Raw genomic sequence first — 23,823 nt, 5'->3', positions numbered from 1 at the left:
GCCGTGCCTTGGAAAATTCCCTCTCGGCCCAGGGCCACCGCGTGCGCAATGGAGGTTTCTCGTGGTCAATCCTGCACCGGCACCCGCTTCGCTGCGCATCCCGACCTTCGACGATGTCCAGACCGCCCGAGCACGCATCGCCGGCGCGGCGCACCGCACGCCTGTGTTGACATCGCGAACTGCCGACGCCCAAGCCGGAGCGACCGTATTTTTCAAGGCGGAGAACCTGCAGCGTGCGGGCGCTTTCAAATTCCGTGGCGCGTACAACGCCATCGCTGCGCTGGACGCACGCTCCCGGCAGAATGGTGTCGTCGCCTTTTCCTCAGGCAATCACGCCCAGGCACTCGCCTATGCCGCGAGACTCCAGGGTGTTTCGGCGACAGTGGTCATGCCGCGCGACGCTCCGGAGATAAAGGTGGCGGCGACCAGGGGCTATGGAGCCGAGATCGTCTTTTACGATCGATATACGGAAGATCGTGCGGAGATAAGCCTGCGCCTTGCCGCCGACCGGGGCGCAGCGCTGATCCCTCCCTATGACCACCCGGATGTCATCGCCGGACAGGGTACCGCAGCACTGGAACTGATCGAGGATGTCGGGGAGATCGATTTGCTCGTCGTTCCGCTGGGCGGCGGCGGTTTGCTTGCCGGCAGCGCGCTCAGCGCCAGGGCGCTTTTGCCCGCCTGCTCCATTGTTGGCGTCGAGCCCGAGGCGGGAAACGACGGCCAGCAATCATTGCGCAAGGGCGAAGTGGTTCAGATCCCGGTGCCGAAGTCGATCGCTGATGGCGCGCTTGTCACCCATGTCGGCAACCACAACTTCGCCATCCTGAAAGACACGGTCGATGACATCGTCACGGTTACTGATGGGCAACTGGTCGAGACGATGCGGTTCTTTGCCGAGCGCATGAAGATCGTCGTGGAACCGACCGGCTGCCTGGCCGCGGCGGGCGTTTTGCAGGGGGCAATCGCCTGTGGCGGAAAGCGGGTGGGTATTCTGTTGAGCGGCGGCAACATCGATCTGAAAACCTTCAGCGCACTTCTAGAGCGCCGTGCGTTCAGATGAACGCACAAAGGACGCTCTAGCACTTTGATCCTAGAGCATCTTATCCGCTTTCAGCGATTCCACTTGAAAGCAGGATGCTCTAGGCGGGCACTGAAGCGCGCACCCGCTTACCCTTCGGTTGCATCAATGCTAATATGCCCTCGATCGGTGAATGGGGATCGCCGCCATGATCGAGGGTCAAGCTTTCTACTATGTCCTGGTTTGGATGCTGGCTTTTGCCGTCTGGTTTTTCTTCTTCCGATGAATGTGAAGGATAGTCGGCCCTACAGCGCCGCGCGTCTTTTAGGATGCGCCAAGGTCGCTGTAGCACTTTGATTGACTGCATGTTTTTGCCCTTTGATCGGATAGGAGTAAAGGAAACATGCAGGTGCTTGAGCAGTCATCTTTGCCGCGGCGAACTTTCCAGGGTGCAGGGCAAACACGAGATCGTGGCAGATGCTACGCTTCGATCCGCTCAACCCTGACATCCGGACCGACCCTTCAAATTTTCGATGACCACCATCATTCAGTTGTCCCCATCGCAAATCGGGTGGGCGCTGCTTCTTGTCGGCGATACTCAGTGCGCCTCAACCAAGAGGAGCAAGTCCATGTCCATGCTGCAAGATAAGATCGCAATCGTCACCGGCGCGTCGTCGGGTATCGGCCGCGCGGTCGCAGAACTCTTCGCCACCGAAGGCGCGAAGGTGGTTTTGAACGCCCGCACCCAAGCACCACTCAATGCCGTGGTGGAGGCTATCCGTGCCGAGGGCGGCGAAGCGATCGCCGTCAGCGGCGATGTCGCTGACGAAGATACCCATGCCCGGCTGATTGAGGCCGCCATCAGCCGGTTCGGCGGCCTCGACATTGCCGTCAACAATGCCGGCGCCGTCGGCGCGGTCAGGCCGCTTGCCGAGATCACGGCCGCAGAATGGCAGGAGGTGCTGGCCGCCAACTTCACCTCCGCCTTCCTCGGCGCCCGCCACCAGATCCCGGCAATGCTCAAGCGCGGCGGCGGATCGCTGGTCTTCACCTCGACCTTCGTCGGCACCAGCGTCGGCATCCCCGGCATGGGCGCCTATGGCGCCTCCAAGGCGGGGTTGATGGGGCTGGTCAAGGGCATCACCGCCGACTATGGCGCGAGCGGCATCCGCGCCAATGCCCTGCTCCCGGGCGGCGTCGACACGCCGGCTGCCGGCAGCCAGGAGCAGAAGGAATGGGCCGCAGGCCTGCATGCGATGAAGCGGATCGCCCAACCGGAGGAAATCGCCCGGGCGGCGCTATTCCTGGCAAGCCCGATGGCAAGCTTCGTTGCCGGCACCGCGCTCTACGCCGATGGCGGCAACGCCGCGGTCAAATGACCATAGCGGCAACGCCGTTGTTGCGCGCCGGAGTAGATCGCCCCGGCGCCTTCGTTTGATGCCGCAGATCGGGGTGCAGTGCCTGCGAAGCTCGTCCAGTTACATCGAAGCTTCAAAGCGGGATTGCCGTCGTCTCCTTGCCGGTGCGGATCACGAAGCTGGTGTAGTATCGCGCGACATTGCTCCCTTCCCCGAACAGTCGCTCGGTGAGCGCGTCGAGTTCGTCCATGTCCTTCAGGCGCAGCATCAGAAGCGCATCGGTCGCGCCGCTGACGCTATAGGCCTGGGTCACCGCCGCCTCGGCGGCGACCATATCGAGAAAACGGCGCACATATTGTTCGCCGTGGCGCTCCAGCTCGACGGTGATGATCGCCTTCACCCCTCGGCCCGCTTTTGCGGGATTGAGAACGGCAACGACGCGGTCGATGATACCAGCGGATCTTAAGCGCCTGATGCGCCGCAGGCAGCTCGACGGCGACAGCCCGACCTCGGTGGCAAGATCAGCGTTGGTTCGCGACGCATCCTCCTGCATCAGCTTGAGCAGCTTTCTGTCGATCCGATCCATTCCATCCCCCAATTTATGCGCGTGCAATTTTATTGCACATATTCGCATATTTTGACCACAACTGCGAATGGCCCCGCGCTAGTCCTTGGACAACCCATTCAAGGAGGCATCGCCATGACCGTTCACATCATCCTCTACCGCAAGACGCTCGCCACTCTCGAAATCTACTGGGACCTGGTGCGCATCATCGTTCCCGTCACGATCGTCACCCATGTCCTGCAGGAACTCGGCGTGATCCGGGCGGTCGCACCGGCCTTCGAACCGCTGATGACGCTCGTCGGGCTGCCGCCCGAGCTCGCCTTCGCCTGGCTCACCGGCCTCTTGGTCGGCATCTGGGGCGCGGTCGTGGTCGTCTTTGCGCTGGTGCCGGTTTCGGAACTGACGACCGCCGACATGACCATCTTTTCGGCGCTGATGCTGGTGGCCCACGCCATCCCGATCGAACAGCGCATCATCCAAAAAGCAGGCCCTGGCTTCCTGGTCACAGGGGCGCTCAGGATCGGCGGCGGCCTCATCTTCGCGGCACTGCTACACCAGGTCTTCGCGGCAACCGGCTGGCTCGCCACGCCGCTCAACCCCACATGGATACCGGTCAACGAAGGCTCCGGCTGGATCGCTTTCGCGCTCAGCACGCTGAAGACGCTCGCCACCATGCTCGTCGTGCTCTTGGCCTTGAGCTGGACGATCGAGATCCTCAAGCTGGTGGGCCTCCTCGGCTGGCTGAACCGGGGCATGGCGCCGCTCTTCCGCCTTGCGGGCATAAAGCCGCAGACGGTGCCGTTTGCCGCCGTCGGCGTACTCTTGGGGATCTCATATGGCGGCGCGCTGCTGATCCGTGAGGCACGCGAGGCGAATGTCGAGCCGCGCCAGGTCTTCCTCGCGTGCGTCTTCATGGGCTTTGGCCACAGCCTGGTGGAGGATACGCTGGTCGTGGTTGCCCTCGGCGCCGATTTCACCAGCGTGTTCTTCGGTCGCCTAGTCTTTGCCATAGCGGCAACGGCGATCGTCGCCCGGGTCATCGTCTCGGCGCCGGACGCCGTGTTCTTCAAGTCGTACTTCCGCAGGAACGGCAGCGAACTTGCCCCGTCGGAGGCGTAGTGGCAGCAGGGCGCGGTCCGGCTACTCGGCCGCGACCTCGGCCGGCGCACCCGCTTGCGCTGCCACCCGCCCGAACATGGCGCGATAGGCGGCGGGCGTCGTCGAAAGCTGCTGGCGAAAGTGATGCCGCAGCGTCTGGGTCGAGCCGAAGCCCGAGCCTTCGGCCACCTGTTCCATGCCAACAGTGCTTTCCTCCAGCAACTGCCGGGCCCGCGCCAGCCGCTCGCCAAGCAGCCAGCGCGCCGGCGTTGTGCCGGTGGCCGCCTCGAAGCGGCGCAGGAAGGTGCGTTCGCTCATGCCCGCTGCTTTCGCCAGCGCCGCGATCGAGAAATCCTCACCGAGCCGCGCGCGCATCCGGTCGATCAAGGGCCCGAGGCGCGCGCTCTCGTGCACTTCCGGCACCGCCCTTTCGATAAATTGCGCCTGCCCGCCATCGCGGTGTGGCGGCACGACGAGGCGCCGCGCCACCCTGTTTGCCGCCTCGCTGCCGAAATCGCGGCGAATGAGATGCAGGCAGAGATCGATGCCGGCGGCACTGCCGGCAGACGTCAGCACCGCGCCGCTATCGACATAGAGCACGTCGGGCACCACCTCGACATCAGGGTAGAGCGCCCTGAGCTTGTCGGTGTAGCGCCAATGGGTCGTTGCCCTGAGGCCAGAGAGCAGACCGGCCGCCGCCAGCACGAAGACGCCGGAGCAGATGGAGAGAACCCGCGCGCCGCGCGCATGTGCCGCCCGCAGGGCCTGGCACAGGGCTTCAGGCACCGGGGTATCGGCACCGCGCCAGCCGGGCACGATGATGGTTCCGGCCTCAGCCAGGAGATCGAGCCCGCCATCGGCCGTCAGCCTGATGCCGCCGGTGGCCCTCAGTTCCCCCGGTTCGATCGCCGCAACGGCGAAGCAATACGACCCCTCGCCCATCTCAGGCCTGGGCAGGCCGAACATCTCCACCGCCACGCCGAACTCGAAGGTGCAGAGACCATCATAGGCGAGAGCGACGACGAGTGGATTGGCTGGTGATGGCGATGTGACAGACGGTTTTGGCATGATCTTGAGCATATATGGCAAACCTGCCATCTGCCAGCCCCTTTCCGACATTGCTACAACCCTCCTCGTCAACCGCCCAAGGCCAGAGCCACAGGAGAGAAAGATGAGCTACGTCACCGAAACCCAGGCCGCAGCACCCGAGATCGCCATTGCCCATTTCGCCCGCCGCCTGAGCGTCGAGACCGATTGCTCCGACGTTGCCGCCGCGCTGAAGAAGGGCGAACAGGATTTCGTGCTGCTGCACGTGGTCGGAACCGAGGCCGCCTATGCCCGCCGCCATGTGCCGGGCGCGATCCACCTGCCCCACCGCGAGATCAGCGCAGAGCGTTTGGCCGAATGGCCGGCCGACACCCTGTTCGTCCCCTATTGCGCTGGGCCGCATTGCAACGGCGCCGACCAGGCGGCGCTGAAGATCGCCCGGCTCGGACGACCGGTGAAGATCATGATCGGCGGCATTACCGGCTGGGAAGACGAAGGCCTGGCCTTCGCTTCAGGCGCCGCCCCCGGCGAACCCCGGCTGCTGCTTGCCGCCTGAGCGCTACTCCTGCGATGCAGATGGCCCGCGGATCAGGCGGGCCATCGCTGGCTCCCCGGGCCGGATTCGATTGTGCGCGTATCCATGCACTCCACCAAACGGCCACCTTGGCGGATCGGCGCAAACACGCCAAGGTAGCCGGCAGGATCACCCCTGCCAGCCCCCTTGAGGAGCCCTATGACGATTGCCATTTCCACGCGCCCATTCGAGCATCGCGATGTCGCCACGGTGCTGGCGCTGATGCGCGGTCTTGCCGTCTTCGAAGGCTATATCGACAAGTTTGCCGTCACTGAGCGGGACCTGATCGACCACGGCCTTTGCGACAGCCCGCGCTTCGGGGTCTTCGTGGCGGAGCTCGACGGTCGCGTCGTCGGCATCGCCGTCCAGTATGTCATTCCCTGGACCTATGACCTGAAGCCAACGGTGGTTTTGAAGGAACTGTTCGTCGAGGAAACCGCGCGCTCTTCAGGCGCGGGCGCTGCCCTCATCGAAGCGCTGAAGCGCTACGCCGCCGAAATCGGCGCGCCGCGCATCAACTGGACCGTGCTTGCCGGCAACGCCCCGGCCAAACGCTTCTACCGGCGTCACGGCGGCGGGCCCGACGAAGTCTGGGAACCGTGGACGATGCCGGTGCCGTCAGGCAACTAACCGACATCGCGGCAGTGAGCGCGTTCGCAAGCGCACGCAGACGCGGGTGACAGCACCTGTGCGGCGCAACGGCCGCTCGTTGTATGGGATGGTCTATCGTTGCAATTCATGCTGCCCCCTCGACCTAGCGCCCGCCCGCACCATATTGCCGCGCAAGCCGGAAAATGGCGTCACGCGGTGTCCTCCCGTTGCGGAAACGACGGCGCTGCGCTTCACGCCGCAACACATTAATCCCGCTGCATAATACCTTGAATCGATTCCGATTTGAGGCATTGTGCGGTGGCAATTGCGCCGCCCAAGCAGTCGAGGAGCCAGGACGGCGTTTCTGGCACGAGCAAAGTAAGCGCAGTTTTTGCCGGCGGAAGAAACGGAGCCGGAAGTCGGAGGATAGAGGCCCAATGAATGCATCGGAACACATCGACCAGTTGATTGCCGGGATTAGCGACTGGCGCGGCAAGACACTCGCCAGCCTGCGCAAAAGCATCCTTGGAGCAGACAAGGAGATAGCAGAGGAATGGAAGTGGATGGGAAGCCCGGTGTGGTCTCGCGATGGCATCATCGCGGTCGGCAACGCCCACAAGGATAAGGTGAAGCTTACCTTCTCTCACGGCGCGAGCCTGCCGGACCCTGAAAATCTGTTCAACAACGGCTTTGGCGGCAAGGTCTGGCGCGCGATCGACGTCTTTGAAGGTGACGAGATCGACGAGCGCGCGCTGCAGAACCTCGTCCGCGCCGCCATCGACTACAACCAGGCCAAGGCGAAGAAGAAGGCGTCTTCGGGCAGCCGGGCAAAGGCGGCCAAAAACACGGACGCATGATGCGGCCGCTTGTCCCTGCCGGCGCCGACACAGGACTGGCGACAAACCGACTGTTCGCTATTTTGCAAGAATGGAAATGGCGTTGCGAAGCGGCACAAGAATTGCGCTCCGGTGCGTTTGGTCATGCCCGCCGGATCGTTGCCAGGGCGCGCCGCATATCCACCTAGAGCATTTCCAGGAAAAGTGCGAAGCGGTTTTCCGTCAGGGAATGCGCAAAAACAAAGAGATAGAGCGTGTCCGTGACTCCGTTTAAACCGGAAACGCTCTAGCCCCTCCCGCGTGCCGACCGACGGAAAAGGTGGCGCGAACACGCGCCGCGCCGTTTTGCCGTCAACAGATGCGGCGGACCGTCAGTGCCCGCCGAGCACCAGTGTCTGCACCGGCAGCATCAGCGCCTGCATACGCAGGATCATCGCATGCACCAGGCCGACCGTGTCGACAACGTGCAGATAGATCCCGCGCAGCGTGCTGGTGCCGGGTGCTTCCAACTCGTCATGGCTGTTGGTGTAAGCGTTGGCGATGCAACTGCTGCCCGGTGGAAGCCCTTCGAGGCCGCCGGGATAGAGCGGCTCAAGGTAAACGGTGATCGTGCCGGGCGCCGCCAGTTGCGAGAGGTCGATCAGTTGATCGCTCGCCCTCAGCTGTCCGCCGGCGATCACGGCCTGCACCTCCGTCACCACCATCGGGATGATGGTGAAGGGTTTGCCGACGCAGGTGGCCTCGGCAATCATGCCGACTTTCAACACCTGCGCCTCGATCTGGCCGAACCCGGCGATCAGCGCCACGCGACCGGCCTCAGACGGTACCATAATGCCCGCCGGGCGCAGCATCGGGTTGACGACTTCGCCGACCCTGAGCGTGAATTGCTGCAGCGTGCCGGAAAAGCCGGCGCGCACGGTGGTCTTGTCGAGCTCCACCTGAGCCTGTTTGAGGGCTGCCTCGGCGCTTGCCTTCTGCGATGGCAGCAGCGACGCGATCTTCGTTTCCAGCGTGCGCTTGTTGGCAGTGGCCGCGTCGACCGCTCCCCTGCGGCCGTCAGCCGCCACCTGCAGCCGCTCGATCTCACGCGGAGCCACGACATTGGGGTTGCGGCGCATCAGCTCCGTCTGGGTCTCGAGCTGGTCCTGTGCCTGAAGAAAGGCGCCTTGCGCCTGCTGGATCAGCCCGTCGGCGGCGGCAAGCTCAGTCTGCGCCACCGTGGTTTCGGCCTCGACCTCGGCAATCTGCCGACGTGCAAGCTCGATCGCCGCTTCCTGTTCGGTACTGTCGAGCTTGAACAGCGGCGCACCAGCCTCCACCATTTGATGGCGCTGGACATAGACCTCGGCCACACGCCCGCCCGTCTCCGGCAGAATGGTAACGGTGCGGAACACCGAGGTGACGTTCTTGGTCGACGGATGGAAATAGAACACCAGGGTGATCAATGTCAGCGTCAGCATCAGACAGGCGGTGATGCCGTACCGAAGTTCGAACCAGACGGAATAGAGCGTGATTTCGTGGCCGAACCTCTTGCCCTGGACATACCGGCGAAAGAGATAGTCGGGAAGGATGGTCAGCATCGAGCAAAGCAGGAACTCGAACATGGCTCATGCCCTCCCATCATTCGAGGTCGGCTCGACCCTGGTTTCGACAGCCGACGCCGCCGGCTCGGGAACAACAGGGTGATCGACACGGACGTGCCCATGGGCGTCCAGCTCCGGCTCCGGTTCGCGGCCCGACATTTTCTCCAGCGAACGCGCGATCGATCTGAGCGGCGACCAGATGTCGGGCAGATCCACCAGAGCCAAGATCAACCCCGCGATCCAGAAGAGATGATTGTGCGTAAACAGCGCGATCAGCGCCAGCACTGCCACGACCTCGAACTTCGCCTTGCTCCCCCCGTGGGCCATCTGCTCGGGCAGGGCATGCAGGCGCAGGTAGAGCGTGCCGATCCCGAAGATTGCGAGCAGCAGGAACACCACGACGAAATTGAACAGAAGGTCAGACTGCCCGGGCGGCGTGACGAACATCGGCAGATGTTCGATCGCTTTTGGATGTATCAAGTCTGCCATCTCCGTCTCCCCCAACGCATGTCAGGTTATAGTCTCGATTTCAGAGAGTTAGCACACAATTTGCGCTTGTAAGCAAAGTCTTTTTTACCGTATCCCCGATCACGGTTGATATCAGCCGGTCGCGTCCGGCGGGCCTTGCCGGCCACCGCCCCTCCATCATTGCGTCAGGAGCCAGCGAGCCCTTGTAGAGGCACACTCACCTGTAGAGGCACACTCACCACCCGCGATGCTCAGGCCCGCCGGCTGTCATGCCGCACCGCTATTGCCCGTCGCGCAAAGTCTCTTTCTGGGTAATCAACCGGGCGCTGTGCTGGCCACTCAAATAGGTCCAGAACCAGCTCCAGGCGACGGCGAAGCGGCTGCGCGTGCCGATCAGGAAATAGATATGGGCGATGCCCCAGATCCACCAGGCAAGCGCACCCTTGAGCTTGAAGCGGCCGAAATCGATGATCGCCGCCCGCCGACCGATCGTCGCCAGGCTGCCCTGATGGCGGTAGCGAAAATCGCCGGGCGGCTTGCCGCCACCAAGGCGTGCGCGGATGACCTTCGCGACATAGGCACCCTGCTGCTTTGCGGCCGGCGCGATCCCCGGCACCGGCTTGCCTCCGTCATAGGTGACGGAGGCCGTATCGCCGATGACGAAGATATCGTCATGACCTGGCGCCTCAAGATCGGCGCCGACGATCGCGCGGCCGGCCCGATCCTCGGCAATGCCGAGCCAACGGGCGGCGGGCGACGCCTGGACGCCGGCGGCCCAGACGAGCGTCCGGCTGGCAACGAAAGTCTCGCCGATCGTCACCCCTTCGGCGGTGCAGTCCGTCACCGGCGTTCCGGTCCGGACCTCCACGCCCAACCTTTCCAGTTCACGCCGGGCATAATCGGACAGGTCCTCGCTGAAGGCAGCCAGAATGCGCGGCCCCGCCTCCACCAGGATCACCCGGGCCTTTCGGGTATCGATGCGGCGAAACTCGCTCGGCAGCGTGCGGTGGGCCATTTCGGCGATGATGCCGGCAAGCTCGACGCCCGTCGGCCCGGCGCCGATCACGGTGAAGGTCAACAGCGCCTCGCGCACGGCCGGGTCTTCCTCGAGTTCCGCCTTTTCGAAAGCGATGAGCACGCGGCGACGGATGGTGGTCGCGTCCTCCAGCGTCTTCAGACCCGGCGCCACCGGCTCCCATTCGTCATGGCCGAAATAGGCATGCGTCGCGCCGGTGGCGATCGCCAGCGTGTCGTAGCCGATCGCCTGCCCGCCCTTGAGCGTCACCGTCTTGGCGGCAGCATCGACGCCGGTAACCTCGCCCAGAAGCGTCGTTACCTCCGGCCGGTCGCGATAGAGATTGCGGATCGGCCAGGCGATCTCCGACGTAGCGATCAGCGTGGTCGCGACCTGGTAGAGCAGCGGCTGGAATAGATGGTGGTTTCGCCGGTCGATCAGCGTGATACGCACCGGCGCGCCGGCAAGCCCGTTGACGAGCTGCAGCCCGCCAAACCCTCCACCGACGACGACGACATGATGCCTGTCCTGCATGGCCATGATCCCGATTTGACTTTTCTCAAATGTGGAGCGGCGCCGCGCCAACACAACCGCCGGCTTCGTATGCCACCCTTGCAAAATCGGTCATGGCGCTGGCACCGGCGTTGCAATAATGTGTTGGGCTACCGTAGACGGGTGCCGGAAGTCGGTGCTGGCAGGATCGTTTCCCCCTCTCCCTGCGAGGCGGCCTTCGGCGCCGTGTGGCTGGCGCAATGCCGCCCTTCAGCTGCTGCTGGTCATTTGCAGAACGCATTCGAGAGCAGTGGCAGCCTCACCTATTGGGCAACGTCGGCCAAGCATGGGTTCAGCACGCGATTTCCGAAAATGGACTCCGGGCATGGGACATGATTGCTTGCAGCTGGCCGCCCTACGCCCGCAGCCGTTTACACAAGCACTGATCGTTTCGCCCCGATCTAGCCCTCAGTCAGAAGGGGTTGATGTAGTTCGTGATCGCGATCTGCCGAAGCAGGACTTTCCGGATCACATGGGCCGCGCTGACATGTTCGGTAAAGATCGCCGCATCCCCCGTGCTTCCTGCGGGCAGACGATTGGCAAACTCGGCGTCATCAAGTTTTACCCTGACAACGAACGGCAGCGTCTCGATGGTCTTCGATGAAACGGCAGTGCCCGACGTCTGCGTCTGTCCGGTCGCCACCGCCTGGAGAATGCTCTCAACCTTGCCGCCGTAGACTTTTCCGGGCTCGTACTTGAACGTCACCTCAACAGGCTGACCGGGCTCGACATAGCGCGCATCGATCTGCGGCACCTCGACGCCGATGATCGTCTCCGAGGTATCGATGAAGGCCATGACCGGTGATAGCGGCAGATTGGCGACACGCGCGCCCGTGCGCAGCGCTAGGTTCGTCACGTAGCCATCGGCAGGAGCACGGACGATGGTTTTTTCGAGGTTCCAGTTGGCTCCCACCAACTGCGCCTCCAATTGATCGACCTCGGCCTGATATTGTTCGACATCGAACGCGCGTCCGGCGGGAGTCGTCTGCAATCTCGTTTTCTCCGCCAGCCGCAACTGGCTCAACTTGAGCTGGGCCTGCAGAGCATTGACCTGCGACTGATAGGGAGCGGGATCGATACGGAACAGCACGTCACCAACCCTTAGCGGCGAATTCGCCTTGACCGGCACCTCGACCACTTCGCCCGCGACGCTGGGCACTATGGCGACGGAATTGCGCACGACGAGTGCGGGTCCTTGCGGTGCGCCCCAGTTCATCGGGATGAACAGGCCGACCAGCAGGATGAGCAGGACCAGTATCGGTGAGACCTTCCAGAACAGATTGAACGGGACAATCCGAAACTTCACCAGGCAGAACAGGATGACCAGATAGACGTTGAGAAGAACAACGATCATTGTCCAAGCTCCACCTTGGAGACACGGGGAACGTCAACATAGGCCCAGATCAGGACGATCGGCCAAAGGGCGAAACCCAACAGCAGCGTCACCCAACCGCCCACCGTCACCGCTTCGGCCCACGGATGGTTCCGCTTTTTGGCGATCATCCCGGGCAGCATGGCCAGGAAGACGATCACCGCGACGGTGCTTAAGACCAGGACGACAAGCACGATCCACGCAAATAGGTCGATAAGGCTCATGGCCAAATCCCTTCGTTGAGGCGTAAACACTATTGAGCCAGGCATGGCCGTGGCCTCTGGCATGAGCGAGCCGACCCGCGCTGCCGGCAAGGACGCTGAACAGATCGGCTCAGGCTAGCCAATGCCGCTCGCGTGGGAAGTACGTAACAGTTAATCCGATGCCGACGTCGGCACGGCCGAGAAGACGGCATGACGGCCTTGGCCCGTGGCGGGCGCCCTCGCGCAACGACGGGTGCAACCGTGTCTCTTTCACCTTTGAACCGCCCGCACGGGCGGCTCCGCATTGTCCCCGACGACGTTGGTCGAGCATCGGCAACGGCTTTGTCGAGTTCGGCCCGATTGCCAGGCATGCGGGAAAAACCGCCATCGAACCACTAGAATTGCACGGTGGGAGTGCGGCAAGCTTTGAGGAAATATACAAATGGAGTCGGTGCGGCGGGGCAGTCGCCTGCCGCCTCGGGGGCAAGGGGAATAGCGCCAGGAAGCGGCTTGGAGCGATTGACGATACTTCGCTGCGGCAGGAATGTCGCAGAGCGTTTGGGGGAAGCATGCGCAGAGCTGATTTCCATGTCCGACAAGCGGCGTCGATGGCATATCTGGGTGCGGCGCTGATTGCCGGCCTCTGCAGTTTTGGGGCAGCCGGCGACGCATTAGCCGCGAACTGCAGTTCCCGCGGCGGCCTGGCCTATCTCGGCAACACGAAAGGGGCCACCCGCTCTGTCTGGCTTTCCGGAACCAGCGCCGGGTCTTTCGGCCTCGAGGCGGCTCAGGGCAATCAGACAGTCGACACCTGGAGCAAGAGCAAGCGCGGCCTCCATCTCTCGCTTTCGCCGGTCGTTTCAAACGGCAACGGTGGCACGCACAAGCTCTATGACACATCGAGCGGAAAACCGTGCCTGCTCGACACCCAGAACCAGGTGCGTAATATCATCTTTCCGAACATCGACTGGCCCGACGGCCGCCCGGATGTTGGCCCACAGCCGGTGTTTCCGGGTTTCAACTTGCCCGATGGCCGACCGGACGTCGGCCCGCAGCCGGTGTTTCCGGGTTTCAACTTGCCCGATGGCCGACCGGACGTCGGCCCACAGCCGGTGTTTCCGGGTTTCAACTTGCCCGATGGCCGACCGGACGTCGGCCCACAGCCGGTGTTTCCGGGTTTCCACTTGCCCGACGGCCGCCCGGATGTCGGCCCCCAGCCGGTGTTCCCGGGTTTCAACTTGCCCGATGGCCGCCCGGACGTCGGCCCGCAGCCGGTGTTTCCGGGGTTCACGCCGCGCACCCCGACCGCCATCAGAGGCGGCCGCGTGGTCGCAGCCCCCACGCCGGACACCTGTATCGACCCGCGGTCGATAAATTCCAACAAGCAACAGCGCGACCTGCCGATCTGCCGGGACCTCGCTGCCGAAGAAGCCGCCGCCCAAAGCGCCGACCGATCACAGGTGCCGTTGACGCCGGGCCGCGATCTGCCAGCGCCCTCGCTCTGGAACTTCTGGTCGGATATCCAGTTCGCAGACATATCCGACGAACGTTATGACCGCGACAGCGACACGCTCGCCCGCTCGTTGACGATGGGTCTCGATCGCCGCATCACCAACGACCTCGTCGTCGGCATGACCGTTTCCCTTGAGAACAGTTCGACCGATGCGTTCGACGGCACATTGGGCATCGACACCGACGGCTTCAGCTTCGGCCCCTATGCGGCCTACCGTCTGTCGAAACACTGGGCGATCGACGGATCGCTGACATACGGGCGCTACAACAACGATATCGACCTGAGCGTGCTGAGTGGCCGACAGGATTCGGAGCGTCTTGCCGGCGAAATCTCGCTCCACGGCCAATATAAGGTCGATGCCTATTTCATCCGCCCCAAGGTCTCCGTCAATTGGTCCCATATCGACAGCGGCGCCTACGACCTCTCGGGCAGCATCCTCAACATACCGGTCAGCGTTTCCCTTCCCGGCGACAGCTTCAATTATGGCGTCCTCGATCTCTCGACCGAGATCAGCCGTTATTTCCGTCTGCCGGACGGGCAGCCGTTTCTCGCCTTCGCCGAACTCGGTGCCGAATACCAATTCGAGCGGCCCAACGACGGCAAGATCCTGACCGGCGACCTGTCGGAAGTGACGCCCTCGCCCTGGGCGTTTTCGCTTCGCTCGGGCTTCCGAATGCTGGTGAACGACAACCTCCAGATCGAAGCGACGGGCGGCTATTTGAGCTTCGGCCAGAAAGATCTCGATGTCTGGGAGGGCAAGCTCCACGTCGCGTGGAGCTTCTGACAGGTCCTAGAGCATTTCCAGCAAACGTGCGAAGCGGTTTTTCGTCAGGAAATGCGGAAAAACAAAGAGATAGAGCGCTTCCGTGATTCCGCCTAACGCTCTGACTATCTCCTGCGAGCCGACAAGCGGCGAATCTGCCCGGCTCCTGGCTACCGAACGTCATGTTTTCTCAGGATGCGTCGCACGCAACAGGTTGTCGCGCAACTTCACCACGGTTTGCTGCACCACCGGAAAATCGTCTCCGAGACCGATCACATCCGTCAATGCTGCGCCGGGCTCCATTTCGACCAGTTTGCGTCCAGCCGCTGTCAGCGTCACGCGGACCTGCCTTTCATCGGCCGGATCGCGCCGGCGCTGCAGATAGCCCTCGGACTCGAGCTTCTTGAGGATCGGCGTCAGCGTGTTCGACTCCAGGAAGAGCTTCTCGCCGAGCGTGCCCACGGTCTGTTCGTCTTCCTCGGAAAGCGCCACCATGGTCACGTATTGAGTATAGGTCAGACCGAGCTTGTCCAGCAGTGGCTTGTAGGCGCGACCGAAGGCGAGGTTTGCCGAGTAGATCGCAAAGCACAGAAAATTCGAAAGCTTCCTGCCGCCGTATTCGGCCTGCGACGCGGAAACGTCGGCACCTTTTGCTGTTGGGGATTTGGGCATGGGTATATCCTGTTCCATTGTCCTCGTTGTCGACCCTTATATAAATCGCATCCGATTAAATCGCAATGGTATTGACATCCGGTTTGGGTTGGCATATTTACATCGCATCCGATTATAGTGGATGCGATAAAACTTAACCAGAAAGGATTTCACCATGACCGAGAAGCTCCTCTTCACCGGCAAGACCCACAACACCGGCGGCCGCAACGGCGGCACGCGCAGCGACGATGGCATGCTTGACCTCAAGCTGGCGCAGCCGCATCCGGCCGCTGAAAACCTCTTCGGTGCTGCCTGGTCCGCGTGCTACATCGGTGCGATCGAGGTCGCCGCCTCCCAGAGAAAGATCAAGCTTACGGCCGGACCCGAGGTCAACACCGAGATCGATCTGAACGTTAATGACGGCTCCTACTTCCTGCGCGCACGTCTCAATGTCAGCCTGCCGGGCCTCGACCGCGACGTCGCCCATGAACTGATCCATGCAGCCCACGAGATCTGCCCCTATTCCAAGGCGACACGCGGCAACATCGATGTCGAGACCAATCTGGTCTGAAGGCCATCCGGTCAGGTCTGGCCGCTCACCCGGCAGACCTGACCTCCCCTTATGCCCACTTGGAGAACACGGATGAGCAACAGCCACACCCAGCCGCCGCAAGCCTATAGTGAGTTCTCTGATGTGGTCGACCCGGCCATCTATGAGCCATTGCCCGACGATTGGCACATCGCCATTACCGATGTCGTCGACTCGACCTCGGCGATCAGGTCCGGGCGCTATGAGGACGTCAACTTTGCCGGCGCCTCCGCGATCGTCGCCTTCGGCAACGCCCGGGGGACGTTCGATTTTCCCTTCGTGTTTCGTGGCGACGGCGCGGCATTCGCCCTGCCGCCGGAGGCGGCCGCAACCGCGGCATCGACCTTGCGTCAGGTCGCGGCCTTTGCGAGCGACAGCCTTGGCCTGACGCTTCGAACCGGGTTGTTGTCCGTGCGCGAAGTCCGCGCCAACGGAAGCGATGTCAGGATCGCCCGCTACGCGGCATCGCAAGACGCCACCTATACCATGTTTGCCGGTGGCGGATTGAAATGGGCGGAACAGCAGATCAAGCGCGGGCGCTACCTGATAAGGCCGGACAGGGATACGACGCAACCGAACCTGACCGGTCTCCGGTGCGAATGGAAGCCGTTTCCCAGCCAGCGCGGTGAAATTCTCTCCTTGCTGGTAGAGCCGACCGAACAGACCGGCGCTCAGGACTTTGCCGCCCTGGCGAGAAGCGTCCTTGCCGTTCTCGAGGCCGGGCAGCGCCAGGCTCATCCGGTGCCGGAGGCGGTCGCGGTACCAAAGGATGAGCGGATGGATGTCGACCCGGCGCGCTGGTCGACGGTCGCGGCCAATTCGGATTTCCGCAAGTGCGATGACGGCTTGCGCCTGACGCTCGATTGCACGCATGAGCAGATCGACCGGGTCGAAGCCATCCTTGTCGCCGCCAGACAACGCGGCGAAGTCAGTTTCGGTCTACACCGCCAGTCTCATGCGCTGATGACCTGCCTGATCCCATCCGGCAGACCTGATTCACACCTACATTTTCTCGACGGAATGGACGGCGGCTATGCCAGGGCCGCGGAAATGCTGGCACCTGCCAAACAAGCTGCGGCGTGATTATTGGCGGGCGGCAAAGGCCATCCACTTTCATATCCACCTCCAGCAAACCGACATCCAGTAGATTCGCTAGGCAGTTGACAGAAACATCGCAAGCCCCGGACGGGGCCGTCCAAGCCCTCCATATCAAGCTTGCGATGGGCTACCGGATGCCGGCGCCCACAGCCGAGCCCTCACCCCGGTTTACCATTTCATTCTGTCGCGACCGCTCGTGAAGCATTCGACACCAGAGCGCGAGGGTCGCCAAGTGAAACAACCGAAAGCTCAGCCGCGACAGAACGACCCAATGAATGCGATTTTTCCGAATTAATCCAAAGTGATTGCAGAGATATCTTTCGGATGGGCGGGTCGAAAACAGCCACATTCGTAGCATCATTGAAATGAACGTTACCAAACGCAGCAGTGTAGTTGAATATTTGACCCACAAGGGAGGACATCATGCCTACCGTTATGGCTTATCACGATGTCAAAGACACCAAACACTGGCTCGCCTCGCCGCTCCGCAAGCAGATCTTCGAACCGATCGGCGTCACAAACATCCGCACATTTGTAGACCCTCAGGCATCCAACCGCGTCGGCTTGGTCATGGATGTTGCCGACATGGCAAAATTGGAGGCCTTCATGCAGACAAAAGCGGCAGCGGATGCGATGACGCATGATGGCGTGCTGCCCGAAACTCTGGTGTTACTCGTCCAATCCCAGTAACCGGGGTGCCGCATCCGACATCATGCCAAGACGGTCTTAAGGCGCTTGCGCCGATGTCTCGGCATCACAAAGGCCCCTCCGGGCAGGACACTCGTCCCAACCCAACCTGACGCAGGAGGATGATATGACGACATTGTTCGTAAGACACGAAGTCTTCGACTACGCGGCCTGGCGCAGGGTATACGATGCGTTTTCGCCGGTGCAGAAGGCAAACGGCGTTTTGGCGGAGGCGGTTTATCAAGCCCCTGACAATCCCAACGATGTTACCGTAACCCATGAGTTTGCCACGCTTGAAGCGGCTCAGGCGTTCGGCAACCTGGACGAATTGAAAACGGCAATGCGCAACGGCGGTGTGCAAGGCACGCCGACAGTGTGGTTTGCCAACAAGGCATGAGATAGCCCGGAGTGGCATCACCCCGCCTGCGCCATCGCCGGCTCGAAGCCGATTTCGTCGATGGTTCCGACCAGCACGATCTCGTCGCCGAGCGACCATTCGGCGGCCCGCGCCGCCATGTGCGCCGGGACCTTTTCCGAGCCGCCCGGCCCCGGTGGCACGTCATAGGTGGCGTGCGCGTCGTGGGCGAGGATCACCTGGAAGCCGAGGTCCATCGCCCGGCGCGCCGTTGCCGCCAAACACATTTCCGACAGCATGCCGCAGATGGCGATGGTTTCGACCCGATGGCTCCTCAGCCGCGCCTCCAGATCGGTGTCGTGAAAACCATCGTCGACGGACTTGCGCACGACCGTTTCACCGGGGCTCGCATCGAAGAACAACTGCCAGCCGTCCGTGCCCGGCTCGTCCGGCGCACCCTTTTCCCCGTCGTTCTGCACGAAGATGATGGGGACTGCCTTTTCGCGCGCGCGCTCAAGCAGCCGGCCGACGGCCCGCTGCAGCGACAGAAGATCCGGCACCGCATCCGCACCCGATATGAAGGCGCGCTGCACGTCGACGACCACAAGCGCCTCGGCCAGTTTGATGCCGTTCTCGCTCATCGTCTCAATCACTCCGCATAATCGACCGGCACCGCGGTGCCGCTCTTCAGGATCTCCATCGAGATAGACGCGGAAACGTCGAAGAGCTCCACCTTGCGCACGATCTGTTTGTAGACCACGTCGTAGTGTTCGACCCGCGGCAACACGACCTTGACGATATAGTCGTAGTTGCCGGTCAGGCGATGCGCCTCGACGATCTCGGGGATGTCGCTGATCGCCCGGCGAAATGTCTCGATCCACTCGTCGGAGTGATGCGCAGTCTTGATCATCGCGAACACGGTGGTCGGCACGCCCATGCGCTCGCGGTTGAGAACGACGATACGCTTGGCGATGTAACCTGCCTCTTCCAGCCGCTGGATGCGGCGCGAACAGGCGGACAGCGAAAGGTTCACCCGGTCGGCAAGTTCGCCGACGGCCATGCTCCCATCCTGCTGCAACAGCGTCAAAAGCTTCCTGTCTCTCTCGTCCAGCACGCTCACCACTCCCATTTCATCGAAACGATACGCTGCATATTTGCACAATCAACAGTCATTGCGCAATTCATTCGCGCTAAACGACCATTCTCGCGCCATCAAAGCGAACCATTGCGGACGAAGGTCCGGCATAGTTTCCCCATCGAAAACAGCTGGCCGCACTTCGGTGCGGATGGCGACAGGATCAGGGAAAGAAACGATGGAAATGCGCAAGATCGGTCTTATCGGCGGCATGAGCTTCGAAAGCTCGGTGGTCTATTACCGCATGGTCAACGAGGCCGTTCGCGAGCGGCTGGGCGCGCTGCATTCGGCCGAGGTGCTGCTGCACTCCGTCGACTTCCAGTCGATCGTCGACCTGCAGAAGGCCGGCCGCTGGGACGACGCCGCCAGGCGGCTTGCCGATGTTGCCCATGGGCTGAAGACGGCCGGTGCCGACTGCGTGCTGATCTGCACCAACACCATGCACCTGATCGCCGACGCCGTGCAGGCGGCCGTCGACATTCCGCTGATCAACATCATCGACGAGACCGGAGCCCGCCTCAAGGCCGCCGGCGTTCGCAAGCCGCTGCTGCTTGCCACCCGCTACACGATGGAGCACGGCTTTTACGCCGAGCGCATGAAGAGCCACGGCATCGAAGTGATGGTGCCCGACGCTGCTGGCCGCACGCTGACGCACAACATCATCTTCGACGAGCTTTGCGCCGGCAAGGTGCTGAGCCCTTCCCGCAAGGCGCTGATCGACCTGATCGACACGGCGGAGGCCGAAGGGGCCGATGCCGTCATCCTTGGCTGCACCGAGATCTGCCTGATCCTCGACCCGAAGAGCCTGCCGCTGCCGGGCTTCGACTCCACCGCGATCCACGCCGACGCCGCCGTCGAATTCGCCCTCGGCGTCGAGGATTTGCGCCGCGCCGCATAAGCCAGGATCGGGCGTTCCCCGATCCGCACCGACCGCAAACGAAAATGGCCTCCAGCCTGCGCTGTGGGCCATTTTCCGTTGATCCATGCGGCATGCTCGGTCCCTTACAGCGCCGCGCGTCTTATTAGACGCGCAAAGGTCGCTGTAGCACTTTGAATGGCTGCATGTTTTGATCCTTAAATCGAATAGGATTTAAGGAAACATGCAGTAGGCGCAATTGCCGCGCCGCGTGCTTGACGTTTGCCGCCGTTCAGGTGCGTCGGATGTTCAAGCCGTTTCCTGCCCGCTGCGTGGCCCGCGAAGGCCGATGCAGTTGCCCCAGGGGTCGCGAACCTGGCACATCCACAACCCGTCTTCGATCGCAAGCGGGCCGCGATAGAGCGGCGCGCCCAGACCGTTGAAATCGGCAAGCGCCCGGTCGAAATCCTCGACCTGCCAATAGACGACCGAACCGGCCGCGCCGCTCGCCACCTTCTCGTCCGCCGGCACGATTTCCAGATGGGTCGAACCGATCTTCAGATACTCGAAATCGAAGGCGTCCAGACGGCGACGTTCTGCGCTTGGGAAGGCGCGCTGATACCAGGAAAGCCCTGCATCCACATCGGCGACATGCACCAGAACCGCAGCCACAAATTCTGTCATCACAACACCTCGCCAACGCAAAGAACCATTTGAGGGTCGGCATTTCCGTCCCTCTACAGCGCCGCGCGTCCATGACGCGCAAAGGACGCCGTAACACCTTATATTTGCTGCATAATTCCTTAAATCGAATCCAACTTGAGGAATTATGCTGAGCGGGCCTTATACAGGGTTTGCACGCGGATGCGCGGTCTCGCGGTACGCTCAGGCGGGCACGGCGACAGCGCTTTCGGCGACCGGCTGCGCGCATATCGCCTGCCAGTCGCACTCCTTGAGGCCCGCGGCTGCAAAGGGGTCGATCAGCGTGCCCGAAACTATCGAGGCGAGCAGCGCCGGCGAAGGCGGAATGCGCGCGATCGTTGCCACCAGCCGGTCGCGCAGCCAGGCAAGCGCTGCGGAGTCCGATTGGTAGAAGGGCGTGAACGCCAGCGACAGCAGCTGGAACAGCGCCATATGGTTGCGCCTCGCCCGGCCATACGCGGCCAGCGCCGCGTCGATATCGTCGGTAAGCGACAAAGTGTGGGCAAGCGTCGCCGCATCGATCAGCGCCATGTTGGCGCCCTGCCCCAGTTGCGGGCTGGTCGAATGCGCGCTGTCGCCGACAAAAGCGACGCGGCCCGACGTCGGCGGGCGCAAGGTGCGGTGGGCATAGCGCGCCAGCGTCAGTTGGTCCCAATCGTCGATCTGGTCGAGCAGCGGCGCGCAATCCGGCCAGTAGTCGCGAATTGCCGCCTTCCATCTGTCCAGACCCGCCGCCTTCACGGCGTCGGCATCGCCGACCTTGACGCTCCAGAAGAAGGCAACATGGTCTCGCGCCTTCGGTCGCGCCCGGCCCGCCGGCAGGATGCCGATCATCACCTTGGCGCGGTCGTAGCGCTGTGTCAGTGCGTTTGGATCATGGGTCAGGCCGTCACTGTCGAGCGTCGCCCAGAAGGCGCCATAGGCAAGCTCGCGCACGCCGGGCGCCGTCGCGGCACCCGCCGCAATGGTCGAGCGGGCACCGGTCGCGTCGATGACGAGATCATAGCGCCCCGCCTCCTGGCCGGCGGCATCCGTCAGCACCGCCTTTTCGCCCGAGGTCTTGGCCGCGGTCAGCGTCATGCCGGTGCGAATGGCAATGCCGGCCGCTGTAACTGCATCATGCAACACGCCGAACAGCGCTGCGCGCTGAACGGCCAGCCCGAAGCGACCGCCCGCAAGCGCGTCATAGCGCACGTCGAGCACCGTGCGGCCGCTCCTGGCATCGGCGCCGTGCAGCCGGTCGATGCGGCTGCCGAGCGCCATGATCGGCTGAAGCAACCCGAGCGCGGCGAGCGCCGTCAGCCCCGTCGGCTGCAGCATCAGCCCGGAGCCGACCGGCGCGACGTCCGCGAAACGTTCCAGGATTTCAACGCGGTGGCCCTGCCGCGCAAGCAAAAGCGCCGAGGCAAGCCCGGCCGGCCCGGCGCCGGCAATACCGATATCGAGTCTCTTCATGCAGTCAGCAATAGCCGCTCAAGGCGCGCCGTCATAGGCCTGGCGCGAGGCGCGGATTGCCACATGGTTGGCAGCCGACCAATCGACAAAATGCTTCAGCAATTCGTGCAACGAGCGCCCGAGATCGGTCAGCGCATATTCCACGCTCGGCGGCTGCGTCGGAAAGACCGTGCGACTGATATAGCCGTCGCGCTGCAGGTCGCGCAGCGTCTGCGTCAGCATGCGCTGGGAGATATCGGGGATCAGCCGCCGAAGTTCCGAGAAGCGCAACGCCCCGTCGGCCAGCGACAGGATCATCAGCGAGTTCCACTTGCCGCCGATGTTGTCCATGACGTCGCGCACCGGGCAATTCTCGACATCCATCGGCACGCCGCAGACCATCGCCACGCGCTTGCCCTTCACATCACCACTGAGCTTGTTCATGGGCCGGTACCCTTTTTGTAACCACGGCAGAAAAAACTGCCTCCTTTACAGCTCTTACCAGATTACTAGATTAGAGCAACTCTCAAAAAGAGACCAACAACCGGCAGACGTGCTTTCCCTCCCGAAGCGTCGGCTGGCATCACAGAGAAAAAGGAAAAGTTCATGTCCGATACATTGCTCGTGACCGGCGCCACCGGCCAGCTCGGCAAGCTCGTGCTCGATGCGCTGCTTGCATCCGGCAAGGTCCAGCCGGCCAACATCATCGCCACCAGCCGCGATACGGCAAAGCTTTCCGACTATGTCGGCAAGGGCGTGCAGGCACGTGTCGCCGACTTCGACGATCCGGCCTCGCTCGACCGGGCCTTTGCCGGCGCCGACCGCATCCTGATCATCTCCACCGATGCGCTCGACCAGCCGGGCAAGCGCCTGCATCAGCATCTGGCAGCCGTCGCGGCCGCGAAGAAGGCCGGCGCCAAGCACATCCTCTACACCTCGATGCCGAACCCGGAGACCTCGGTCATCCCGTTTGCGCCCGATCATCTCGGCACCGAAAACGCCATCAAGGCAACCGGCATCCCCTACACGATCCTGCGCAACGGCTGGTATATGGAAAACCTGTTCATGGCGCTGCCGCATGCGCTGGAAACCGGACAGTGGTACTCGTCCTCGGGCAAGGGCCGCCTCGCCCACCTCGCCCGCGCCGATGCCGCAAAGGCCGCCGCAGCAGCCCTGCTTTCAGCCGGCGATGAAAGCCGCACGTTCACGCTGACCGGCCCGGAGCTGCGCTCGACCGACGAGATCGCCGCTCTCGTCTCCAAGGCTGCCGGCAAGCCGCTCGACGTCGTCCACATTTCCGACGACGCGCTGGCCGGCGGGCTGAAGGGCGCGGGCCTGCCCGACTTCCTCATCCCGATCGTCGTCTCCTTCGACGCCAACACCCGCGAGGGCCATATCGACATGGTGACGAGCGACGTGACGACCCTGACCGGCGCCACCCCCCTGCCGCTCACCGCCTTCCTCGAAGCCAGCAGGGCAAGACTTGCCGGCTGAATGGTAAGCGCCCTCATTCCTGTGCCTGTCACAGGAATCTAGCCAGCCCAAGTCTTTGGGCTGAAAGGTCTTTTGACCCGACAGACGTCGGGTCACTGGATCCCCGCCACAAGGGCGAGGATGAGAAGGACGGGATGTCTCTCGCATCAAACAGGGGATCTCGGTCGTTTGTCATCAGCCGGGCCGGCAAATGCCGGCTTTCGGTCCGCCAACACCCCATTGCTTCCAAGCTTTCCCCACGGCCTGCCCAATCTTCGCAGCCC

At 62.7% G+C, this 23,823-nt stretch carries 26 protein-coding genes; 13 read left to right on the top strand and 13 right to left on the bottom strand.

Annotated features, from left to right (window positions below; translation table 11 throughout):
- Positions 1–61: 61 nt before the first annotated feature.
- A complete protein-coding gene (locus tag ASD03_RS28945; RefSeq protein ID WP_025427606.1) occupies positions 62–1,063 on the top strand; it encodes a threo-3-hydroxy-L-aspartate ammonia-lyase in 1,002 nt (333 codons plus the stop codon).
- 587 nt (positions 1,064–1,650) lie between these two features.
- Positions 1,651–2,400: an SDR family oxidoreductase gene (locus ASD03_RS28940; RefSeq protein ID WP_025427607.1), complete on the top strand. Its 750-nt coding sequence runs from the start codon at positions 1,651–1,653 to the stop codon at positions 2,398–2,400.
- A 112-nt stretch (positions 2,401–2,512) separates the two neighbouring features.
- Here ASD03_RS28940 and ASD03_RS28935 read toward each other — a convergent pair whose 3' ends face one another.
- Complete coding sequence (locus ASD03_RS28935; RefSeq protein ID WP_025427608.1) at positions 2,513–2,965, bottom strand: Lrp/AsnC family transcriptional regulator; 453 nt, start codon at positions 2,963–2,965, stop codon at positions 2,513–2,515.
- A gap of 114 nt (positions 2,966–3,079) precedes the next feature.
- Between ASD03_RS28935 and ASD03_RS28930 the strand changes: the two genes are divergently transcribed.
- On the top strand, positions 3,080–4,063 hold the full coding sequence (locus tag ASD03_RS28930) for a nucleoside recognition domain-containing protein (RefSeq protein WP_025427609.1): 984 nt from the start codon (positions 3,080–3,082) through the stop codon (positions 4,061–4,063).
- A gap of 21 nt (positions 4,064–4,084) precedes the next feature.
- On the opposite strand, the gene ftrA is transcribed toward ASD03_RS28930, so the two are convergent.
- The gene (ftrA, locus tag ASD03_RS28925; RefSeq protein ID WP_057217726.1) at positions 4,085–5,140 is read right to left on the bottom strand and encodes a transcriptional regulator FtrA; all 1,056 of its coding nucleotides are present in this window, start codon (positions 5,138–5,140) and stop codon (positions 4,085–4,087) included.
- A gap of 73 nt (positions 5,141–5,213) precedes the next feature.
- Here ftrA and ASD03_RS28920 point away from each other — a divergent pair, with 73 nt between their 5' ends.
- The 3 genes from ASD03_RS28920 (at position 5,214) to ASD03_RS28910 (ending at position 7,111) form a co-directional block, all read left to right on the top strand.
- Positions 5,214–5,645: a rhodanese-like domain-containing protein gene (locus ASD03_RS28920; protein WP_025427611.1), complete on the top strand. Its 432-nt coding sequence runs from the start codon at positions 5,214–5,216 to the stop codon at positions 5,643–5,645.
- Between the two features lie 177 nt (positions 5,646–5,822).
- Positions 5,823–6,293, top strand: a complete 471-nt coding sequence (locus tag ASD03_RS28915; RefSeq protein ID WP_025427612.1) for a GNAT family N-acetyltransferase — start codon at positions 5,823–5,825, stop codon at positions 6,291–6,293.
- 398 nt (positions 6,294–6,691) lie between these two features.
- Positions 6,692–7,111 carry a DUF1801 domain-containing protein gene (locus ASD03_RS28910; protein ID WP_025427613.1) on the top strand — a complete coding sequence of 140 codons (420 nt, stop codon included), beginning with the start codon at positions 6,692–6,694 and terminating at the stop codon, positions 7,109–7,111.
- A 350-nt stretch (positions 7,112–7,461) separates the two neighbouring features.
- Here ASD03_RS28910 and ASD03_RS28905 read toward each other — a convergent pair whose 3' ends face one another.
- The 5 genes from ASD03_RS28905 to ASD03_RS28885 form a co-directional block, all read right to left on the bottom strand.
- Positions 7,462–8,694: an HlyD family secretion protein gene (locus tag ASD03_RS28905; RefSeq protein ID WP_025427614.1), complete on the bottom strand. Its 1,233-nt coding sequence runs from the start codon at positions 8,692–8,694 to the stop codon at positions 7,462–7,464.
- 3 nt (positions 8,695–8,697) lie between these two features.
- A complete protein-coding gene (locus tag ASD03_RS28900) occupies positions 8,698–9,162 on the bottom strand; it encodes a hypothetical protein (RefSeq protein ID WP_025427615.1) in 465 nt (154 codons plus the stop codon).
- A 259-nt stretch (positions 9,163–9,421) separates the two neighbouring features.
- Positions 9,422–10,690: an NAD(P)/FAD-dependent oxidoreductase gene (locus ASD03_RS28895; protein ID WP_025427616.1), complete on the bottom strand. Its 1,269-nt coding sequence runs from the start codon at positions 10,688–10,690 to the stop codon at positions 9,422–9,424.
- 430 nt (positions 10,691–11,120) lie between these two features.
- On the bottom strand, positions 11,121–12,062 hold the full coding sequence (locus ASD03_RS28890) for an efflux RND transporter periplasmic adaptor subunit (protein ID WP_025427617.1): 942 nt from the start codon (positions 12,060–12,062) through the stop codon (positions 11,121–11,123).
- Positions 12,059–12,304 (bottom strand): DUF3302 domain-containing protein, encoded by a 246-nt coding sequence (locus ASD03_RS28885; RefSeq protein ID WP_025427618.1) that lies wholly within the window; start codon positions 12,302–12,304, stop codon positions 12,059–12,061. The genes ASD03_RS28890 and ASD03_RS28885 overlap by 4 nt, the downstream gene beginning before the upstream one ends.
- Before the next feature lie 587 nt (positions 12,305–12,891).
- On the opposite strand from ASD03_RS28885, the gene ASD03_RS28880 reads away from it, so the two are divergent.
- Complete coding sequence (locus tag ASD03_RS28880; RefSeq protein ID WP_156408091.1) at positions 12,892–14,580, top strand: autotransporter outer membrane beta-barrel domain-containing protein; 1,689 nt, start codon at positions 12,892–12,894, stop codon at positions 14,578–14,580.
- A 159-nt stretch (positions 14,581–14,739) separates the two neighbouring features.
- Here the strand turns inward: ASD03_RS28880 and ASD03_RS28875 are convergent, their stop codons facing one another.
- Positions 14,740–15,231 carry a MarR family transcriptional regulator gene (locus ASD03_RS28875; RefSeq protein ID WP_025427620.1) on the bottom strand — a complete coding sequence of 164 codons (492 nt, stop codon included), beginning with the start codon at positions 15,229–15,231 and terminating at the stop codon, positions 14,740–14,742.
- A 154-nt stretch (positions 15,232–15,385) separates the two neighbouring features.
- Here ASD03_RS28875 and ASD03_RS28870 point away from each other — a divergent pair, with 154 nt between their 5' ends.
- The 4 genes from ASD03_RS28870 (at position 15,386) to ASD03_RS28855 (ending at position 17,981) form a co-directional block, all read left to right on the top strand.
- Positions 15,386–15,781 (top strand): Ohr family peroxiredoxin, encoded by a 396-nt coding sequence (locus tag ASD03_RS28870; protein ID WP_025427621.1) that lies wholly within the window; start codon positions 15,386–15,388, stop codon positions 15,779–15,781.
- A 72-nt stretch (positions 15,782–15,853) separates the two neighbouring features.
- Positions 15,854–16,882 carry a DUF3095 family protein gene (locus tag ASD03_RS28865; protein ID WP_025427622.1) on the top strand — a complete coding sequence of 343 codons (1,029 nt, stop codon included), beginning with the start codon at positions 15,854–15,856 and terminating at the stop codon, positions 16,880–16,882.
- Positions 16,883–17,320: 438 nt separating this feature from the next.
- Complete coding sequence (locus tag ASD03_RS28860; protein WP_025427623.1) at positions 17,321–17,587, top strand: hypothetical protein; 267 nt, start codon at positions 17,321–17,323, stop codon at positions 17,585–17,587.
- A gap of 124 nt (positions 17,588–17,711) precedes the next feature.
- Positions 17,712–17,981: an antibiotic biosynthesis monooxygenase gene (locus tag ASD03_RS28855; protein WP_025427624.1), complete on the top strand. Its 270-nt coding sequence runs from the start codon at positions 17,712–17,714 to the stop codon at positions 17,979–17,981.
- A 17-nt stretch (positions 17,982–17,998) separates the two neighbouring features.
- Here ASD03_RS28855 and ASD03_RS28850 read toward each other — a convergent pair whose 3' ends face one another.
- Positions 17,999–18,580 (bottom strand): isochorismatase family protein, encoded by a 582-nt coding sequence (locus ASD03_RS28850; RefSeq protein WP_038577231.1) that lies wholly within the window; start codon positions 18,578–18,580, stop codon positions 17,999–18,001.
- Positions 18,581–18,588: 8 nt separating this feature from the next.
- Positions 18,589–19,053 (bottom strand): Lrp/AsnC family transcriptional regulator, encoded by a 465-nt coding sequence (locus tag ASD03_RS28845; RefSeq protein ID WP_025427626.1) that lies wholly within the window; start codon positions 19,051–19,053, stop codon positions 18,589–18,591.
- 199 nt (positions 19,054–19,252) lie between these two features.
- On the opposite strand from ASD03_RS28845, the gene ASD03_RS28840 reads away from it, so the two are divergent.
- Positions 19,253–19,972: an aspartate/glutamate racemase family protein gene (locus ASD03_RS28840; RefSeq protein WP_025427627.1), complete on the top strand. Its 720-nt coding sequence runs from the start codon at positions 19,253–19,255 to the stop codon at positions 19,970–19,972.
- Positions 19,973–20,239: 267 nt separating this feature from the next.
- On the opposite strand, the gene ASD03_RS28835 is transcribed toward ASD03_RS28840, so the two are convergent.
- From ASD03_RS28835 to ASD03_RS28825, 3 genes are all read right to left on the bottom strand, one after another.
- Positions 20,240–20,614, bottom strand: coding sequence for a VOC family protein (locus ASD03_RS28835; RefSeq protein WP_025427628.1), 375 nt, complete (start codon positions 20,612–20,614; stop codon positions 20,240–20,242).
- Positions 20,615–20,815: 201 nt separating this feature from the next.
- Positions 20,816–22,087, bottom strand: coding sequence for an NAD(P)/FAD-dependent oxidoreductase (locus tag ASD03_RS28830; protein ID WP_025427629.1), 1,272 nt, complete (start codon positions 22,085–22,087; stop codon positions 20,816–20,818).
- 18 nt (positions 22,088–22,105) lie between these two features.
- Positions 22,106–22,510: a helix-turn-helix domain-containing protein gene (locus ASD03_RS28825; protein WP_025427630.1), complete on the bottom strand. Its 405-nt coding sequence runs from the start codon at positions 22,508–22,510 to the stop codon at positions 22,106–22,108.
- Between the two features lie 162 nt (positions 22,511–22,672).
- On the opposite strand from ASD03_RS28825, the gene ASD03_RS28820 reads away from it, so the two are divergent.
- Positions 22,673–23,560, top strand: a complete 888-nt coding sequence (locus ASD03_RS28820; RefSeq protein WP_025427631.1) for an NmrA family NAD(P)-binding protein — start codon at positions 22,673–22,675, stop codon at positions 23,558–23,560.
- Positions 23,561–23,823: the final 263 nt, after the last annotated feature.

This window comes from Ensifer sp. Root127 (genome assembly GCF_001425225.1).
Lineage (GTDB): Bacteria > Pseudomonadota > Alphaproteobacteria > Rhizobiales > Rhizobiaceae > Ensifer > Ensifer canadensis.
This window is presented reverse-complemented; position numbering and strand designations above follow the sequence as displayed.

What these genes read in the sequence shown, in the direction of transcription:
- ASD03_RS28940 (WP_025427607.1), top strand. Translation starts at nt 1,651, where the DNA reads ATGTCCATGCTGCAAGATAAGATCGCAATCGTCACCGGCGCGTCGTCG.
- ASD03_RS28935 (WP_025427608.1), bottom strand. Translation starts at nt 2,965, where the DNA reads ATGGATCGGATCGACAGAAAGCTGCTCAAGCTGATGCAGGAGGATGCG.
- ASD03_RS28930 (WP_025427609.1), top strand. Translation starts at nt 3,080, where the DNA reads ATGACCGTTCACATCATCCTCTACCGCAAGACGCTCGCCACTCTCGAA.
- ftrA (WP_057217726.1), bottom strand. Translation starts at nt 5,140, where the DNA reads ATGGCAGGTTTGCCATATATGCTCAAGATCATGCCAAAACCGTCTGTC.
- ASD03_RS28920 (WP_025427611.1), top strand. Translation starts at nt 5,214, where the DNA reads ATGAGCTACGTCACCGAAACCCAGGCCGCAGCACCCGAGATCGCCATT.
- ASD03_RS28915 (WP_025427612.1), top strand. Translation starts at nt 5,823, where the DNA reads ATGACGATTGCCATTTCCACGCGCCCATTCGAGCATCGCGATGTCGCC.
- ASD03_RS28910 (WP_025427613.1), top strand. Translation starts at nt 6,692, where the DNA reads ATGAATGCATCGGAACACATCGACCAGTTGATTGCCGGGATTAGCGAC.
- ASD03_RS28905 (WP_025427614.1), bottom strand. Translation starts at nt 8,694, where the DNA reads ATGTTCGAGTTCCTGCTTTGCTCGATGCTGACCATCCTTCCCGACTAT.
- ASD03_RS28900 (WP_025427615.1), bottom strand. Translation starts at nt 9,162, where the DNA reads ATGGCAGACTTGATACATCCAAAAGCGATCGAACATCTGCCGATGTTC.
- ASD03_RS28895 (WP_025427616.1), bottom strand. Translation starts at nt 10,690, where the DNA reads ATGCAGGACAGGCATCATGTCGTCGTCGTCGGTGGAGGGTTTGGCGGG.
- ASD03_RS28890 (WP_025427617.1), bottom strand. Translation starts at nt 12,062, where the DNA reads ATGATCGTTGTTCTTCTCAACGTCTATCTGGTCATCCTGTTCTGCCTG.
- ASD03_RS28885 (WP_025427618.1), bottom strand. Translation starts at nt 12,304, where the DNA reads ATGAGCCTTATCGACCTATTTGCGTGGATCGTGCTTGTCGTCCTGGTC.
- ASD03_RS28880 (WP_156408091.1), top strand. Translation starts at nt 12,892, where the DNA reads ATGGCATATCTGGGTGCGGCGCTGATTGCCGGCCTCTGCAGTTTTGGG.
- ASD03_RS28875 (WP_025427620.1), bottom strand. Translation starts at nt 15,231, where the DNA reads ATGCCCAAATCCCCAACAGCAAAAGGTGCCGACGTTTCCGCGTCGCAG.
- ASD03_RS28870 (WP_025427621.1), top strand. Translation starts at nt 15,386, where the DNA reads ATGACCGAGAAGCTCCTCTTCACCGGCAAGACCCACAACACCGGCGGC.
- ASD03_RS28865 (WP_025427622.1), top strand. Translation starts at nt 15,854, where the DNA reads ATGAGCAACAGCCACACCCAGCCGCCGCAAGCCTATAGTGAGTTCTCT.
- ASD03_RS28860 (WP_025427623.1), top strand. Translation starts at nt 17,321, where the DNA reads ATGCCTACCGTTATGGCTTATCACGATGTCAAAGACACCAAACACTGG.
- ASD03_RS28855 (WP_025427624.1), top strand. Translation starts at nt 17,712, where the DNA reads ATGACGACATTGTTCGTAAGACACGAAGTCTTCGACTACGCGGCCTGG.
- ASD03_RS28850 (WP_038577231.1), bottom strand. Translation starts at nt 18,580, where the DNA reads ATGAGCGAGAACGGCATCAAACTGGCCGAGGCGCTTGTGGTCGTCGAC.
- ASD03_RS28840 (WP_025427627.1), top strand. Translation starts at nt 19,253, where the DNA reads ATGGAAATGCGCAAGATCGGTCTTATCGGCGGCATGAGCTTCGAAAGC.
- ASD03_RS28835 (WP_025427628.1), bottom strand. Translation starts at nt 20,614, where the DNA reads ATGACAGAATTTGTGGCTGCGGTTCTGGTGCATGTCGCCGATGTGGAT.
- ASD03_RS28830 (WP_025427629.1), bottom strand. Translation starts at nt 22,087, where the DNA reads ATGAAGAGACTCGATATCGGTATTGCCGGCGCCGGGCCGGCCGGGCTT.
- ASD03_RS28825 (WP_025427630.1), bottom strand. Translation starts at nt 22,510, where the DNA reads ATGAACAAGCTCAGTGGTGATGTGAAGGGCAAGCGCGTGGCGATGGTC.
- ASD03_RS28820 (WP_025427631.1), top strand. Translation starts at nt 22,673, where the DNA reads ATGTCCGATACATTGCTCGTGACCGGCGCCACCGGCCAGCTCGGCAAG.